The sequence below is a fragment of the Clostridium sp. BJN0013 genome (assembly GCF_040939125.1).
Lineage (GTDB): Bacteria > Bacillota > Clostridia > Clostridiales > Clostridiaceae > Clostridium_B.
In genome coordinates this window covers 911,625-927,706 of sequence record NZ_CP162495.1, presented here as the reverse complement: position 1 = coordinate 927,706, position 16,082 = coordinate 911,625, and the positions used below count along the sequence as shown (strand labels likewise).

Annotated in this window: 15 protein-coding genes and 2 pseudogenes; 7 read left to right on the top strand and 10 right to left on the bottom strand. The window is 31.0% G+C overall.

The annotated features are described in order from the left end of the window. Nucleotides 1-745 precede the first annotated feature (745 nt). The 5 genes and pseudogenes from tnpA to AB3K27_RS04885 form a co-directional block, all read right to left on the bottom strand. A pseudogene (gene tnpA, locus AB3K27_RS04905) lies at nt 746-1,201 on the bottom strand (IS200/IS605 family transposase). Between the two features lie 236 nt (nt 1,202-1,437). Next, on the bottom strand, nt 1,438-1,782 hold the full coding sequence (locus tag AB3K27_RS04900) for a DapH/DapD/GlmU-related protein (RefSeq protein ID WP_368490129.1): 345 nt from the start codon (nt 1,780-1,782) through the stop codon (nt 1,438-1,440). 105 nt (nt 1,783-1,887) lie between these two features. Then, nucleotides 1,888-2,025: pseudogene (locus AB3K27_RS04895) on the bottom strand (maltose acetyltransferase domain-containing protein); the annotation flags it as partial. Nucleotides 2,026-2,460: 435 nt separating this feature from the next. After that, a complete protein-coding gene (locus AB3K27_RS04890) occupies nt 2,461-3,036 on the bottom strand; it encodes a hypothetical protein (protein ID WP_368490128.1) in 576 nt (191 codons plus the stop codon). Nucleotides 3,037-3,164: 128 nt separating this feature from the next. Further along, entirely contained in the window at nt 3,165-3,320 is a 156-nt protein-coding gene (locus AB3K27_RS04885) for a hypothetical protein (protein ID WP_368490127.1), read from the bottom strand. 606 nt (nt 3,321-3,926) lie between these two features. Between AB3K27_RS04885 and AB3K27_RS04880 the strand changes: the two genes are divergently transcribed. The 4 genes from AB3K27_RS04880 (at nt 3,927) to AB3K27_RS04865 (ending at nt 6,372) form a co-directional block, all read left to right on the top strand. Then, a complete protein-coding gene (locus tag AB3K27_RS04880) occupies nt 3,927-4,313 on the top strand; it encodes a hypothetical protein (RefSeq protein ID WP_368490126.1) in 387 nt (128 codons plus the stop codon). A gap of 215 nt (nt 4,314-4,528) precedes the next feature. Next, nucleotides 4,529-5,602: an ABC transporter permease gene (locus tag AB3K27_RS04875; RefSeq protein ID WP_368490125.1), complete on the top strand. Its 1,074-nt coding sequence runs from the start codon at nt 4,529-4,531 to the stop codon at nt 5,600-5,602. A gap of 369 nt (nt 5,603-5,971) precedes the next feature. Beyond that, the gene (locus AB3K27_RS04870) at nt 5,972-6,130 is read left to right on the top strand and encodes a Spo0E family sporulation regulatory protein-aspartic acid phosphatase (RefSeq protein ID WP_368490124.1); all 159 of its coding nucleotides are present in this window, start codon (nt 5,972-5,974) and stop codon (nt 6,128-6,130) included. Between the two features lie 134 nt (nt 6,131-6,264). Beyond that, complete coding sequence (locus AB3K27_RS04865) at nt 6,265-6,372, top strand: cyclic lactone autoinducer peptide (protein ID WP_073539854.1); 108 nt, start codon at nt 6,265-6,267, stop codon at nt 6,370-6,372. Nucleotides 6,373-6,611: 239 nt separating this feature from the next. Here the strand turns inward: AB3K27_RS04865 and AB3K27_RS04860 are convergent, their stop codons facing one another. Then, on the bottom strand, nt 6,612-7,736 hold the full coding sequence (locus AB3K27_RS04860) for an IS4 family transposase (RefSeq protein WP_368490123.1): 1,125 nt from the start codon (nt 7,734-7,736) through the stop codon (nt 6,612-6,614). A gap of 303 nt (nt 7,737-8,039) precedes the next feature. Here AB3K27_RS04860 and AB3K27_RS04855 point away from each other — a divergent pair, with 303 nt between their 5' ends. From AB3K27_RS04855 to AB3K27_RS04845, 3 genes are all read left to right on the top strand, one after another. Next, nucleotides 8,040-9,071, top strand: coding sequence for a sensor histidine kinase (locus AB3K27_RS04855; RefSeq protein WP_368490122.1), 1,032 nt, complete (start codon nt 8,040-8,042; stop codon nt 9,069-9,071). A gap of 269 nt (nt 9,072-9,340) precedes the next feature. Beyond that, a complete protein-coding gene (locus AB3K27_RS04850) occupies nt 9,341-9,856 on the top strand; it encodes a TetR/AcrR family transcriptional regulator (protein ID WP_368490121.1) in 516 nt (171 codons plus the stop codon). Between the two features lie 72 nt (nt 9,857-9,928). Further along, the gene (locus AB3K27_RS04845; protein WP_368490120.1) at nt 9,929-11,071 is read left to right on the top strand and encodes an MFS transporter; all 1,143 of its coding nucleotides are present in this window, start codon (nt 9,929-9,931) and stop codon (nt 11,069-11,071) included. Nucleotides 11,072-11,180: 109 nt separating this feature from the next. On the opposite strand, the gene AB3K27_RS04840 is transcribed toward AB3K27_RS04845, so the two are convergent. The 4 genes from AB3K27_RS04840 to AB3K27_RS04825 form a co-directional block, all read right to left on the bottom strand. After that, a complete protein-coding gene (locus tag AB3K27_RS04840; RefSeq protein WP_368490118.1) occupies nt 11,181-13,577 on the bottom strand; it encodes an ABC transporter permease in 2,397 nt (798 codons plus the stop codon). Between the two features lie 3 nt (nt 13,578-13,580). Beyond that, on the bottom strand, nt 13,581-14,258 hold the full coding sequence (locus tag AB3K27_RS04835) for an ABC transporter ATP-binding protein (RefSeq protein WP_368490116.1): 678 nt from the start codon (nt 14,256-14,258) through the stop codon (nt 13,581-13,583). Nucleotides 14,259-14,354: 96 nt separating this feature from the next. Next, nucleotides 14,355-15,383 carry a sensor histidine kinase gene (locus AB3K27_RS04830; RefSeq protein WP_368490115.1) on the bottom strand — a complete coding sequence of 343 codons (1,029 nt, stop codon included), beginning with the start codon at nt 15,381-15,383 and terminating at the stop codon, nt 14,355-14,357. After that, nucleotides 15,373-16,062, bottom strand: coding sequence for a response regulator transcription factor (locus tag AB3K27_RS04825; protein WP_368490114.1), 690 nt, complete (start codon nt 16,060-16,062; stop codon nt 15,373-15,375). Before AB3K27_RS04825 ends, AB3K27_RS04830 begins: the two co-directional genes overlap by 11 nt. Nucleotides 16,063-16,082 lie beyond the last annotated feature (20 nt).

Genomic DNA, 16,082 nt, shown 5'->3' with positions numbered 1-16,082 from the left:
ACACTGATGATATCGAATTAACTCTACATTTCTCTATATATATAAATGTTTCTTTTATTATCATATAAATAAATGCGAACTTTACTAAAATGGATAATATATAAAAAAGTAAACCGGCCTACAAAAGTAGTATGCTAGGTTTCATATAGTGTATAATCTGCAATTCGTAATATACACTGCATGCACTAAATATTCATATGTTTTTGCATAAATATTATACTTGAAAATGCCTTGAAGCCGCATTCTTCCGCTAGAAAATTTTCTACATTAGTTTAAATTACGAATTGCAGATATTATGGGGAAATAAATAGGAATTATGATCTTACTACATCAAAAAGAAACTTGAATTTTACTTCTAAGACAGGTATAAAAGCATCAGAAGAATATTTTGAACGAGTATCTACTACTATTAAAGGAAAAAGGAACATTTCAATACAAAGGTAATGTCATCAATTCCACACAATTATACTTTTGTGTAATACAAAGAAGTATCTCATTCAGTAATGATAATACCATATTCCGTTTATTAGCTAGAGTTAAAAATGCTCTAGTTTTATTTTTTAGTGAGTATATTAACTAGACATTATACATTTTCTGTCTAATATGGGGTAATACCAGCAGCTCTGTAACCAGGGCAAATAAATATCCACCAGCTTAGCTGGTGGTTTTTCCTAAGCCCTATAAGGGCACATTACCAGCATTATGCCTCAAGGCATCTTAAAGATCTCGCCAGCCGCAATTTATGTTACTTGCTACCCTTAAAAGGGTCCATGTATTCCTTCATACTTACTTGGTCGGCGATCATATCTTCTTTCTGTTGATTTCTTATATATTCTTCTATTGCTTTTTTATTTTTTCCAACTGTGTCTACATAGAATCCTCTGCACCAAAAGTGCCTATTTCCATATTTATATTTTAAATTTGAAAATCTCTCAAATATCATTAGACTACTTTTTCCCTTCAAGAATCCCATAAAACTTGAAACACTTGTCTTTGGTGGTATCGATAAAAGCATATGTATATGATCTTCACATGCATTCGCCTCTATTATTTCTACACCTTTCTATTCACAAAGTTTCCTTAATATTTTTCCTATCTCTTTTCTTTTTTCTCCATATATTTCTTTTCTTCTATATTTGGGTGAAAATACTACATGATATTTACATCTCCATTTAGTATGTGATAAACTATTACTGTCCATTTAGGGCAAACCTCCTTTGATTATAGATTTGGTTGACGAGACCTCTTCTATTTTATCAAAGTGAGGTTTTTTGTTCACCGCTTAAGCTATTCTGAACACACCTGCATAGCAGGTGGTTTTCATATAGACAAGTAGAAATAAAAAAGGCATAGCTGCCTTTTTTATTAGTTCGTCTAATTTGAACATTATGACACATGTTATGTATAAAGATTATAACCATAATCTTGCTTTAATAATTACAGTAAGTCTAATTTTGAATCTTTTTCAGTAATCATTCGCACAGGTTTGCAAGGAACGCCATACGCAAGATAGCTAGCAGGAATATCCTCTGTTACTACACTGCCTGCTCCAATAACAGCATTATCGCCAATATGAACACCACCGATAATTACAACATTTGCTGCAATCCAAACATTATTTCCTATATGAATCTCTTCGGCATATTCAGACATTGAAATATGACCATCTGGATATTTCATAGTCGTTCTTTCCTCTGCGATCAGTGGGTGATTGGTAGCCATTAAAGATACGTTTGCACCAAACATAACATTATTACCTATATAAATTCTTGCATCATCCATAACCATAAGATTAAAATTAGCAAAGAAATTTTCACCAATAAAAGTATGACACCCGTAATTAAACTGTATTGGGCCTTGAAAATAGTATCTATCCCCTATATTACCAATAAACTCCTTGATTATCAATAAACGATTTTCATCATATTCATCAAGTGCATTAAATTTTTGGCAAAGAACATGTGCCTTGTGCTTAATATCTCGAAGTTCTTTTGTACGAGCATCAAATAACCTACCTGCAAATATTTTTTCTTCTTCTTACATAATTTACCTCTTAAAAACGATAGATTTAATTCGCAGAATACAAATGATTCTTACATCGCATCTATTTACTATTCCGAATTAATACATAACCATCCATACCAAGATTATACTAAATATAGAAAAATAATTAAACCGCAAACTCATTTACATTTTAAGAAATTAAGTTTGCGATTTATCGTAGCTACCCTAGGATTACCCCACATTATCATAAAAAATAATACGTAACTAAAGGGTTGTTTATCTTATACAATTCTCTTAGCTTGATGGCTATGTGGCTATACCCTGAATTGTGCTCGAGACCCCATTATTTATATTATTTTAATGTATAAATCAGAATTATGGATATAAATATAGTTAATGATATTTCTATAATCCAATTTTATCAGTTTCACACAATAGCATTCTGTGGAACTGATATTATTTAATTTTTTGCAAATCAAACGAAAAATTATCTAACAAATTTTTTGTATATCTATAAATATCTCCACCCAATATAGATCTATTTTTTTCATTATTTTGTAACATACAACTAATTAGATTATTATAATAAGAAATACTATTAGAATCTTCTATTTGATTTTTTGATTTATACATATCATACTCACATGATAGCCCAAAACAAATATTTCCTCTTTCACTTTCAGGTATATTTAAAAGAGCTTCCCTAAAAGCTTGTCTTATATATCCAGGAGCTGTTGTTGGTGGAAAAGTTACTAGCCAACTTTTTTCTTGTTCCCATGAAATATTTTTAAATTCTACACCAGCTTTTTTTAAATCATAATATAAAATTAAGTCTTCTTGTTTTTCTACTGAGTCTGTTTCACTATTTATTTCATCAAGTATATGTTTATCGCCAGTAGAATCATTCTTAGAATTATAAACTGCTGATTCTTGAAACCTAGAATTTAAATTGTCCTCTTTATTAATTTTATTATTAGACTTATATTTATCAAAATTATATTCATTTAGATTAATATTATTTAAATTTATCACATAAACATCTCCTAATTTTATAAATCATAACATTTAAAAATTATTTGTCTAAAGAAAGAAAATACATATAATTATTTTTACAGCTTAAACATAAATTTTAGATTTTATAAAATTAAATTATAAAATAATTATTTTATAATTTTCATATTATCCATAAGGCATCCTACCCCCTTTGGAATATTTAAATGACCATTTTCATCCAATTTATATTCTTTTCTCTCAACTATAAATACTGAATCTTTTGTATAACCATATTCAAAACCAATTAGACTGATTAAATCCACGCCTTTCAGATTCTACTTGATATTCTGGATATATAAGCCCATTATCCAATAGATAGAATTTATTGGATTGTGAGCCACTTTTAATTTCAAACCATCCAGAACTAATAGATACTTTTCCCTCAAGTTGAAATACTCAGGGACTTTTTAAAATTTTATTACTAGTAACGGGGACATCGGCAACATACATATACATAGATGTATTAATCCATTTGAGAGGGATTTTCGTTGTTCCTATTTTAACTAATATGACTACACACCTCATTACTTTATCGTATATGTTAAGAGGAGCTTAATACATATATGGTATTTATATAATAAATAACCATATATTAACTTGATTTCAGTGGAAAATCTTACTTTTTAATATTTTTAAAATTGTAGAATATACGTTTTTCGTATATAATGGACCTAAGAATTCAGACAAAAAAAGCTTGATTTTTAGTTAGGTTCTCTATAATATTTTTTATCCGATTTTAGCCTCAGCAAATGCATTTTCACGACGGATTTCCACCATAGGGAACTTCTGATTTCTGTACAAGCTACTCTGCTTGTTAATCTAACTATATAAATATGCTAAAAATTTGTCTTGACAAAGGGGAACATTTTATGGAACAAAATAAAAAAATAGATTTATTAGAATACAAAATAAAACTTATTCATATGATAATCGCAAGTATGGATGATTATAAATTTGACTTTTTTAGCTTTATAATAGACCACAATATAACTGAATATCAAACGAAATTAATACTAAAAAGTTTGGCAATATTAAAAGATAGACTAGAAGGCAGTAAAATATCTCAATTAGAGAATGACCATCCTGAACTTAACATGTTAATCTCTAATAAAAAGCCATCATTCAAAGAATTTAAAGAATTTATTGAGTTAAATATCAGTAAAGAAATTAATTCAAAATATTTACTTATGAGTCTACATAGACAAAAAATCAACGTTGATATTTGCAAATATTTACTTGATGATTCAAAAAAATAAAAAATCTAATATTGCCAATTTCATAAGGAATGATATAAATAATAGATATTACCATAATCACAGTATCACTCATATTGCCACCCTCTACGTATTCCATATGGGACACACAGGTAACATCAACAACTGAAAAAACAGGTTATTGGCAAGGAGAATTATGGGATTCTATATCTGGTGATAAATTAAAATATATTACAGAAAATCCATCTGTCGAAACTATGATGATTAAAGGAGATTGGGTTACTGCTGAACTTTCTAATTCCAAACGTTCATATCTGTTAATGAGAGATGCAGATAAAAATTTTTGGAGTGACATGAATCTGAAAAATACTCTTATAGAGGGGCGCCTTCCTAGAAAATCCGGTGAAATTATCGTATCAAAATTATTCTTTACAGACAATCCTGCATATAAAATTGGTGATAAGTTAACACTTCCTATAGGAAATCGTATGCTTGATAACAAAATAATTTTAACGCAAAATTATAAACACTCAGGTGAAACATTTAAGATGGCAGGAACCAAGACTTATACAATAGTTGGAAAATTGGATTTTTTTGGAATCTCAGCTTATCCAGAATATATTGCTATGGAATATTTGAATGTTGCAGACATTCAACCTAATGATGAACTTACGGTTTATATGCGTTTTAAAAATCCTCGTAAAATATATGAGACATTACCTGATATTGCAGAATCTGTTGGATTAACCAAAGACGAATATGGACAGTATGGAGTTATGTATAATACCCAGTTGCTAAATTTATATGGAATTAGCGATAAAAGTACTACAAGTACTCAGTTTATTATAATTTTAGCTATAGTAATGATCCTCTTTTTACTAATTATGGGTGCATTTGTTCTTATTATTTATAATGCATTCTCCTTGTCTGCCAACAGCCGGATTAAAGAATTGAGCATCCTAAAAAGTCTGGGAGCAACTCCAGAACAAATTAAGTATTCTGTCCTTTATGAAGGATTTTTGCTGTGGCTTATTCAATTACCAATTGGTTTAATAATAGGATATATATTTAGTTATATTGTATTCTCTAAGGTTAACGGAATTCTTAGCATTACAGAAGATTATAAGAATATAAATGTTTCTTTCTCTTGGGTAGTAATTGCTTTTTCTGTAATCATCTCGTTAATTACTGTTTTAGTCTCAGCATATATTCCTGCAAGAAAAGTGGCAAAAGTGCCAGCTATTTCTGGAATACGCCAGAATAGCCAAATGATAAAAATTAAAAAGACGAGGCATCATTCAATAATTAACAGAATATTTGGTATAGGATGAACCAAATGATAAATAGAAGCGTCTTATAATAATGGTAAATTCTCAATATATATTTTATTTCCTAAAGTTTAATAAATATATTATAATTTTTTTATAAAATCTATTGACTTCTCATAGCTGGTCTCTGCTGTCAAATTAACCGAAACGACCTCTTTGAAAGAGATAAAATACTGGAGGGTAACTAGCTAAAAACATTTTATTCTCTTGATAATATTATATCATATTATCTTTTATATCATCGATTCTTATTTAGAAATATTTACATATTTTTGATATATATCCAAAAATTATCTTGAATAATTTATATCTTTATAATATAATATCTAAGTTATTGTAAATTAATAATAAATTAGTAGGGATGTAAATTACATGAAAGAAATATTAGAAAAAATAAGAGATAAACTAAATAATATGTTAGATTCAGGTGAATTTACTAGTGATGAAATATTAGCTGTAAGTCAAGAGTTAGACAAGCTTATTCTTGCTTATTATAGACTTGATTCAAGCTATTCGGAAAATAAAACTTAATTTTTTTGAGTTTTATTTTTTTTTGTAAAATATAGCAGGAAAATTTAAAGTATTGTAGAATTTATAAATTAAAACGTTTTAGTTAGGAGGATATAAAAAATGAAATTTTCAAAAAAAATTTATTTAACAAAAGTATGAAAATATTAGGTTCTTTATCTTTGTTCCTAGCAACAATAGTTATAGTTCCAACCTGTACATTCAGTGGTTATCAACCAAAGTGTCCCGATGAACTCTTAAAATAATTAATTAAGCTTTTTATAAATGTTGTGATTAAAAGTTCTTATAAAGAATATAAAAACATTAATTTTTAATCTATAACATTCATAAAAAGCTCTAAAATGAAAGGAGATGCTATATTGATTGATGTTATAAGAGAAGTAATAATAGACATTATAGAAGCATTACTTCTTTTAGTAGTTTTTGAATCATTATATGATAAAAAAAAGTTTATAATACAGCACACGTGTTGATTAACCATTTTTCACCATAAACAAATTTGATAATTATTGATATTTTTAAATAATAAGTCAATGCATACTTGAACTTCGTCTTGAAGTGTAGAATTAAGAAGTTTTCTAACAAACTCACAAAATGATAACTTAACAAATTTGAAATTTTGAGACACATTAACATAAGAAAAATGAAGTAATACATACGCAATTAAAGCTATAAAAAGTTGATTGTAAACTGCATTTTCACTTGTTCCAAACAATCTTTTAACATTCAAATTTTGCTTTATAAATCTAAAAAAGCTTTCAACTTTCCATCTTTCTTTATAGATATCTGCAATTTTTTCAGGTGTAATAGCCATTAAGTTAGTACATACCCTTATGGATTTTCCATAGAAGTCAGTAAATTGAACACCTCTAAATCTATTTTCAGTTTTAGAAGAGCCTTCTCCAAGATAACAAGTAACATCCTTGATTATATTAGAATTTTCAGTTCTTAAACTTTTTATGTTTTTTGGATAACTTAGAGTTATATTGTCTTTGATTCTTATGACAAATGCTTGTTTTATAGATTTAAACATATCATATCTCTTATGTTTCCCATAAGCTCTATCTTCTACCAAGATACAATCTGTATTAATAAGTTTTTCACCTATTGGACCATCATGTTTGTTTGCAGTAGTTTCAATGACTTTTTGAGGCATTAAAGTATTTACATTAAGAGCCACATGCAGCTTTATTCCTGACTTATTACCTTTGAACTTTGCCCATTTCAATCTGCCTTCACCAACAGTTATAGTAGTGGAATCTACTGCTAATAAATCTTTTGGTAATTTAAGTATTCTTCGAGTTGAACGATTGCATTTAGTTATAAGAATCTCAAATAATTTCTTAGCTATTTTATAATCTACATTTGCTGCTTTCTTCGAAATTGTGGAATAATCAACTGCTCTTAATCCAGCTTCATTCATAAAATCTGAGCCAGCTCTAAAACTTTTGTATTCATTAGTTGCTGTCGCTATAAAAAATTGAAACAAATCATATACTGTGAATTTTCTTGATGTATCCTTATAGCCTAAAACCGCACATACTGTAATTACTTCTTCTTTTTTTAAAAGTGTTTGAAATATATCAAATATAGTGGTATTATTTCTCATGAGGTCACTCTCCTAAACAGTAGTATTTTTTCTCAGCAAATTAATATTACCATAGGATGACCTCATTTTCATACCTTTTTATTTACGTATTTTGGATAATCAACACTCGTGATAATACAGAATAAGATTAAAACAGGATTATTTCTTATATTGTTTATTTTTTTAACTTATTGGAGTACATTTCATATTCCACTAGCCTATCACACATTATTTCTTGTAATATTTGATATTCTATTACTTGCCTTCATTACGAAAATAAAGCTTTTTGATTCTGCAATTATAGTTTGTTTATTTTTTACAATAATGTTTGCTACTGAATCTTTTGTACAAATTATTGAAATGCCTATATTTAATGTGAATTTAAATCAACTTATTTCAAATTCTAGGTATTTTTATATTTTTGTAGCATCGTCCAAAATATTACAAATAATTATTATAGCAATAATTTTTAAGTTTAACTCATATTTCATTGAACTGAAATTATTTGAAAAAGAAGGAGCTATCTTTGCTAATTTAATCATTGAATTAGGTGTATTTACCCTCTTTATATTTTGTGTTAACTTTGGTATTTTTCATATAAAAAATATCCAAAGCTATAACATTATTATTTTCATTATTTATTTTATATTTCTAATATCAAAATTCAAAAATTTAAAAGAAAAACAACTAGCTGTAAATATAAATATCAATTATAAGATTCAGGAAAAACACATCAAACATATGGAAGAAATAATTAGTATAATCAGACAGGAAAAACATGATTTTGCCAACCATATTAATGTTATACAGGGATTATGTTTGTTAAATAAGCCTGATACCATAGAAAAGATAGATAGTTATGTGCGAAAAATATCAGATACAATACATTCATCATTTAGGCACTTAGATACAGGTAATGATTACATAGACGGACTATTATCCATAAAGAATAGCTATGCATTAAAGAATAACATGGATTTCAAGGTAACAATTAATGAACCTTTTAGTTTGTTAAAAATTAGACAGGATGAATTAATAAGTATTATAAGTAATCTTGTGGATAATGCTTTTGAAGCCTTTAATAAATCAGATGTTGAAAATAAGGAAATATCTATTATAACTTTTGAGGAAGATATGAATTTTTGTATTGAGATAGCTGATAATGGAGATGTTATTCCTGAAAATATAATAGAAAAAATTTTTAATAAAGGCTTTTCTACAAAAACTAAAGAAAAGGGTGAACATGGCTTTGGATTGTATATTACTAAACAATTAATTGAGAAAAATAATGGGATCATATTTGTAGAGAGTACTGCTCAGAGAACCAAATTTACAGTGAAATTTAAAATGGATTAAATAGATGATACTTGAAAAAATTTAAGAGCATGAAGCTCTTTTTTATTGAAAAACCATATATCAATCTATAAACACTTTGGTTTCAAGCTAGTCAAAACTATAGCAAAAGATGAAATAGACTTGAGGCAATATTGCTTTATAAAATACCCTGATTAAATATTTATAAAATACACTTATAGAATTATATGAATGAATATGAATTGACAAATACATATTTATCATGATAGAATATCAAAAATAGAATAAACGTTCTACATAGGAGGATACTTATGAGTTCAAAGAAGGAAGATTTATTAAATAAAGCGGAAATACTGTTTTATGAGCACAGCTTCCATTCAATCGGACTAAAACGAGTGATCAATGAAGCAAATGTGGCTGTCATGACATTATATAACCACTTTGCTTCCAAAGAAGATTTAATTATGGAAGTATTAAAAAGAAGAGAAAAAAGATATTTTTCATATCTGGCTTCCGGTATTTCTCATACTGAAAAACCGGTTGTGGAATTAGCAAATGCTCATTTTCAATGGCTGAAGAAATATAGTGCAAAAGGGTGCATGTTCCTACGGGCAAAAGAGGAATTCGGAGCAGATCCCAGTAATGAGATAGTACAGTTTGTAAATCAGCACAAGCAGCATTTGCTGTATAAGCTTTGCCAGTATGGTTTAAATGAATCAGTTGCACTTAAATTAATGATCCTGTTCGAAGGAGCAACAGCATTGGCAGAAACAGAAGATATGGAAAAAGTGGGGAAACAGTTAATCGAACTGTCCAAACTTATCTAACCATACATTTCTATATGAGGCTTTTTATTTTTAATAAAAATATAGTGAACGTTCTATATAGGAGGGATTATTGTGAAGAAAATTGTATTTCCTGGTATTGCAATGATTGGTGTAACCTATGCCTTTGCCAGATTCAGTTATGGTCTATTCCTGCCAGATATCTCAAACTCACTTAAGCTGTCAGAAATGCAGGCCGGAGTGCCCAGTTCCTTTGCTTATATAGCATACTGCCTAACTTTAGTGTTTTCCTCATTATTAATTAATCGGGCAGGAGCATATAACAGTATCCAAATTTCTGGTTTCAGTGCTGTAGTTGGAACACTTTGTATTGCACTTTCTCAGAATCTACATATGCTATCAATCAGTACATTTATTGCCGGCATAGGGAGTGGCCTGTCCTCCCCTGCATTCAGCAAAATTGCTGCAGTTAATTTGAAGCCAGAGGAACGGGATAAGGGAAATACATGGATTAATACTGGTACTAGCTTTGGTTTAATCATATCAGGACCACTGGCACTATTTTTCAGTAACTATTGGAGGCTAGCCTATATATTCTTTGCTGCTATTAGCTTCATTGTTATACTATGGAATCGCCGCAGCATCCCAAAAACAGACCTACAATTTAAACAATCTGGCCTACCTATAGAAAGAAAGAATAGATGGAATATTTCATGGAAAAGAAGCATTCATTTATTCATTGCTGCATTTATTACAGGCATCAGTTCTTCTATTTATTGGACCTTTTCCAGAAGCTTTTTAACGACAGAGTATGGCATGAGCACAATGGAAAGTATGTTCTTTTGGATTCTGATGGGAATTGCAGGGATTTTGGGAGGAGTTGCAGGCAATTTTATTAGACAGTTTGGGTTAGCGACTTCCTATCGAGGTGTTCTCCTTGTCTTGTTGGCTTCAATATGCTTAATTACAATTCCCTCAACCATAAGCATTTATTGTTCTGCACTCTTATTTGGTATTTCTTATATTTTTATAACCGGTGTCTTCATTGTTTGGAGTGTAAAACTGTTTGTGGAAGCACCTTTTTTAGGAGTGAGCCTGGGTTTTCTGCTTTTGGGTATAGGTCAGTCCTTCGGCTCACTTATAGCAGGAGCAATCATTGATTTAGCATCCTATGCTTTCGGCTTTCTATTATTCGCAGGAATAGGACTGTGTGGATTATTTGTTAGAACCCCTACCGATACATCAAGCAATTCTTAGGTTCAGGCGGAGTTTGCTCATGAGGAATGCTTTTTTCCATCTGAATCTTATTAACAGTATTCTTAGTGTCTTTTAGCACTTAGAATATGTTATCCTTTAGGGGAAGAACTTATTCCTGCTCTCTCAACCTATCTACCAGAGAATCTTTCTTAAAAAAGTGAATCTGCACTCCGGAAATTACCATAGGCAAAAGCAAAATTATCAGGATATACCCCAATAAGTACCAGACTGGAAAGTGGTAATGGAAATACTCAGTCCCTATATCTCTCATTGCCTGTATCAGCAAATATCCAAGGCTTGTACCTAACACTAGTGTTATAAAAATATTACCTATTGCCAGGATAATTCCTTCACTATGCAGCATTACAGCTAGTTGTCTGCTGCTCATGCCGATAGATTGCATCATGGCAAGTTCCTGCCTTCGAGTTAAAATATTCATAATCAAAGTATTTATAAGATTAATAAAACTAAAACACACTATAAATGCAGCCAGTCCCAGAATAACTCCATACATAATACTAAAGCTATTCTCATCCTGTTCCATCCTCTCTCTCAATGTATCCATACTTAAAAGAGAATTTTCATCCACTATTTTATTGAGATTCTTCTCAATTTGCTCTCCCTCTTTTTTAAAATCAGAAGCAGATACTATAAATCCAATAGTAAGGTTCATATTGTTCATAAGCTTGTTAAGCGCTTCATCAGGAATGAGAAAGTATCCCCAGTCTCCCTCCAAATCCTTGTAGGATACATAATCATCTATACATGCTGCAATTTTAAATTCCTTTTCCATGGGCTTTCCATTATAGTAATGTATCTTTATCTTGTCTCCAGCCTTAAATTTCCATCCGTAAAGCTCTTTTACACCATCATTGGCTATTACTAAAATTTCATTATTTTTTATCATTTTATCATAATCAAAATCTCCTTCACTCAAGAGTTTTTTCAGTAATGATATCTTATCCCTAGTAAATGGTGTTAAATAGTCCCCTGCTTTTTCATTATTGTATTCATACTGGATATTTACCTGCTTAAAACTCTTAATCCCCTTTACCCCTGGAACAGCTTTTATCTTTTCCTTCAGCTTTTCATTTAATGGGTTATTTATTTGAATATCACTATATCCATGCTCTGAAGTCTCAACTTTATTGTAGGAAAACTCAATTAAATACTCTCCAAAATAAAATGCTGTCTGTCTTGAATACTCGTCTTTATTGATAGAAACTATAAAAGTGGCTGCCATTAAAAACAATACTCCACCTATGCCAAGAGACAGCATTGTCAAAAATGTCTTTTTCCGGTTTCGTATAGAATTCATAAGTGCAAGATTCATTGGAGTAATTCTTCTATGGAGCTTTGAGGTTTCTTTTTTTCCACCGGAATAAAAGGAAAATTTAGAAGCTTCCAGTGGAGATACGGTTGATGCCAGCTTTGCCGGTTTGTGAATAGAAAAAAGCAGTGTTATAATATCTGCTGCAGCTACAATTACAGCAATGAATGCAGAATTAATCCAGTTCCAACCCTCCGGTTTTAAAAAATATGCAATTATTCCCCCTATAACAAGTCCTATAGGTATACCAACTGCACAGAGAATAAGTCCTTCTCTATTTACCATTTTACGGATTTGTCTCCCGGTCATGCCTAGGGTACGAAACTGTCCAAACTGTCGTGTGCGGCTTACAACAGAAATATAAAATATACTGTAGATAACTAAAACACTTACCAGTAAAATACCAATGCCTATACCAATGATAACCATACCATCCTGGAAATTCATGGACAGCATATTGGCAAAGGAATTATTCTCATTTATATATTTACGTTCAATTCCATAATCCTGTCCAATGGAATGAATAACTTCAATAAATTGATCTTTTGACATCTTTTCTGCGCCATTTATACGGACAAGAGCACCATAGGGTACATTTTTAAATTGCTCCCCTTTTTCAGCATACTCCTTTGAAAATAATACAGGATATGCTCCCAAATTTACCCTACTGTCCGTATAACCTGAAATAACAAACTTTTCAGTAGTTCCATCTAAAAAAGTAAAAGAAATAGTTTCTCCAAGCTCTGCTTTCCTTTTTGTCTCTCTCATGTAGGATTTATCTACAACAATTTCATTTTCCTTCTGCGGCAGTTTTCCATCAGATAATTTTATAGTCTCAATCTTTTTAGAATTGCCATCAAAATAAACAGGGCGGATCATATGTCCCTCCATTTCAAAACTCTGTCCCTGTTTGTAAAGAGCGGCATATTCTATACGTTTATCTTTTTTAAGTGATTCAAACTGTTCTTTATTTACACCTTCATATATAACATGCTGAACCTTTGCCACTGCTTTTTTATCACTTTCCCTCAAAGCTGAATAGAAAAGCCCCATAACCGCTAATAAACTCACAGACAGTACCACTGTAAATGCAATAAAAAAATTACGCATTTTATTACTCTTAAGGCTGCTTACTGCCAGATGATTTATAACTTTCCCATTGTTATTTTGAAGCATCCATCACACCTCCCTGTCCATAATTTTTCCATCTTCAATACGGATAATTCTATGGGCAAGCTGGGCAATTTCACTATTGTGAGTTATCATCACCAGAGTTTGATGGAACTCATTGTTACTCATGTTTAAAAGCCCCATTACTTCCTGGCTGGTGCGGCTGTCCAGGTTTCCCGTAGGCTCATCTGCAAGAATAATGGCAGGTTTGCTTACAAGGGCCCGTGCAATGGCTACCCTCTGCTGCTGACCTCCTGAAAGGTTGTTTGGCAGACTATTTAACTTATCCTCCAAATGAAGCATGGAAATAACCTTGTCCACATAATCCCTATCCACCTTGTTTCCATCCAATTCAACAGGCAGCACAATATTTTCATACACATTCAAAATAGGAACCAGATTATAATTTTGAAAAACAAAGCCAATTTGTCTTCTCCTGAAAATAGTGAGATCCTCATCATTCATTTTAGATAATTCCCTGCCCTCAATTATGACACTGCCACAAGTTGGTTTATCAAGACCTCCCATCATGTGCAGCAGAGTAGATTTTCCACTTCCCGATGTACCGACAATGGTAATAAATTCTCCGGATTCCACACATAGATTTATGCCATCCAAGGCTTTCACAAGATTAGGTTCTCTGCCATAATATTTTTTTAAATCTGAAATTTGTACAACAGCATTCACAAATTACACCTTCTTTCTCTTTACTGCCTCAATTATAAAATGCCAATGTCTCTAAAATGTCTCTGAAAACTCACAATTTTGAGAGATTTTAATTTTTTAGTGATTTGGAATAAAAACAGAAAAAATAGAGCCATAACCAGGCTTAGATTTCACCTGAATATACCCTTTCTGCATGGTAATAATTTCACGGGAAAGATAAAGTCCGATGCCAATGCCCTCTTCGTCATGAACCTCCGGCTCACGGTAAAATCTTTTAAAAATTGCCCCCTGGTTCTTTTCACAAATTCCTTTTCCTGTATCCTTAATATCTATTTTTGTATAAAATTCCCATTTATCTGCTTTTATTTCTATACTGCCCCCCTTCTCTGTATACTTTACTGCATTATCTAAAATATTATAGAGAGCTTCACTTGTCCATTTTTTATCATGGTTAACAACCAGCAGTGGATCACATTGTACTGAAATATGGATATTCTTCTTCTCTGCATTTACAAGCACTCCTCCTAATGCCTCTGCCAATGTATCATAAATAGGATACAGTTTTGGACATATTTGAAGAACTCCTGTTTCCAAGCGGGACATTTTAACCATGGACTGCAGGAGAAAATCCAGTTTGTTTATCTGGATATCGCAAGACTTTAAAAACTCCTGCTGCTTTTTCCAGGACATTGAACGCTCTCTTAAAATAGTATTATACATTTTTATGTTGGCAATGGGGGTTTTCACCTGGTGGGAGATATCAGATACCAATCTTTGTATGGCTGTTTTCTCACTTATATTTTTATTGCTGTTATTTTCCATGATGTCATAAAGACGCTTTAATTTTATCTGGAGTTTTGCCATTAAGGTTTCTGTTTCCAAATTAAAGTGCACCTCTTCACTGCCTTTTATCATATTATCCAGACACACACTCATGGATTCAGAAAAATATACAATTTTTCTTCTAAGGGCAGCCACAGCCAACAGGGCTATAAACTGAAAAAGACCTGCAAATCCAAGAAGTAAAAGACGCAGACTCCATTTTTCTGTTATCTGGAATGTAACACAGCAAAAACATATAAAGGTAAAAATCCATGATGCTGCCCAGCTTATATAAATACCCTTTGAAGAAGATTTATAAAACATTGCATTTTTCACCTACCCACATATAACCCATCCCATAGACAGTTTTAATATATTTATGACCTTTATTTTCTATTTTATTTCTAAGACGGTTTACATTAACCGTTAGAGCATGTTCATCAACAAAGTTTCCATCATTATCCCAAAGTTTCTGCAATAAAATTTGTCTTGTGAGAACCTTGCCGCTGTTGGCAACAAAAATTTTCATAAGCCTATACTCAGAAGATGTAAGCATAAATGTTTTATTTTCTCTAATTACCATCAATTTATCAAAATCAACCATAAGATATCCATCATTGTAAATATTCCCTATGTTCTCTTTTTCACAGCGTTTTAATACGGCTGCCACACGCCTTCTAAAAATCCCCATGCTAAAAGGCTTGGTTATGTAATCATCGGCACCTAATTCAAAACCTTTTATAGTATCCTTTTCCATATCACAGGCAGTGAGAAATATAAGTGGAATGTCTCTTAATTCTTTTATCCATCTGCAGAGTTCAAAACCACTGCCATCTGGAAGATTTATATCCAGTACAATTAAATCAAATTCAGTTTCCCTTACAGCTTCTCTTGCCTGGCCGGAACTACAAACTGTATCAACCTTATAACCCTCCCTCTCCAAATCAAAACTGAGACCTGTACTTAAAGCTATATTATCTTCTACTATAAGTATTTTTTTCATATGAATTTTCCTTTCATTTT

Coding starts and splice junctions, on each gene's coding strand:
- AB3K27_RS04870 (WP_368490124.1), top strand. CDS start 5,972: ATGAAAGAAATATTAGAAAAAATAAGAGATAAACTAAATAATATGTTA.
- AB3K27_RS04855 (WP_368490122.1), top strand. CDS start 8,040: ATGTTTGCTACTGAATCTTTTGTACAAATTATTGAAATGCCTATATTT.
- AB3K27_RS04880 (WP_368490126.1), top strand. CDS start 3,927: ATGGAACAAAATAAAAAAATAGATTTATTAGAATACAAAATAAAACTT.
- AB3K27_RS04875 (WP_368490125.1), top strand. CDS start 4,529: ATGATGATTAAAGGAGATTGGGTTACTGCTGAACTTTCTAATTCCAAA.
- AB3K27_RS04860 (WP_368490123.1), bottom strand. CDS start 7,736: ATGAGAAATAATACCACTATATTTGATATATTTCAAACACTTTTAAAA.
- AB3K27_RS04825 (WP_368490114.1), bottom strand. CDS start 16,062: ATGAAAAAAATACTTATAGTAGAAGATAATATAGCTTTAAGTACAGGT.
- AB3K27_RS04840 (WP_368490118.1), bottom strand. CDS start 13,577: ATGCTTCAAAATAACAATGGGAAAGTTATAAATCATCTGGCAGTAAGC.
- AB3K27_RS04865 (WP_073539854.1), top strand. CDS start 6,265: ATGAAAATATTAGGTTCTTTATCTTTGTTCCTAGCAACAATAGTTATA.
- AB3K27_RS04900 (WP_368490129.1), bottom strand. CDS start 1,782: ATGGATGATGCAAGAATTTATATAGGTAATAATGTTATGTTTGGTGCA.
- AB3K27_RS04850 (WP_368490121.1), top strand. CDS start 9,341: ATGAGTTCAAAGAAGGAAGATTTATTAAATAAAGCGGAAATACTGTTT.
- AB3K27_RS04830 (WP_368490115.1), bottom strand. CDS start 15,383: ATGTTTTATAAATCTTCTTCAAAGGGTATTTATATAAGCTGGGCAGCA.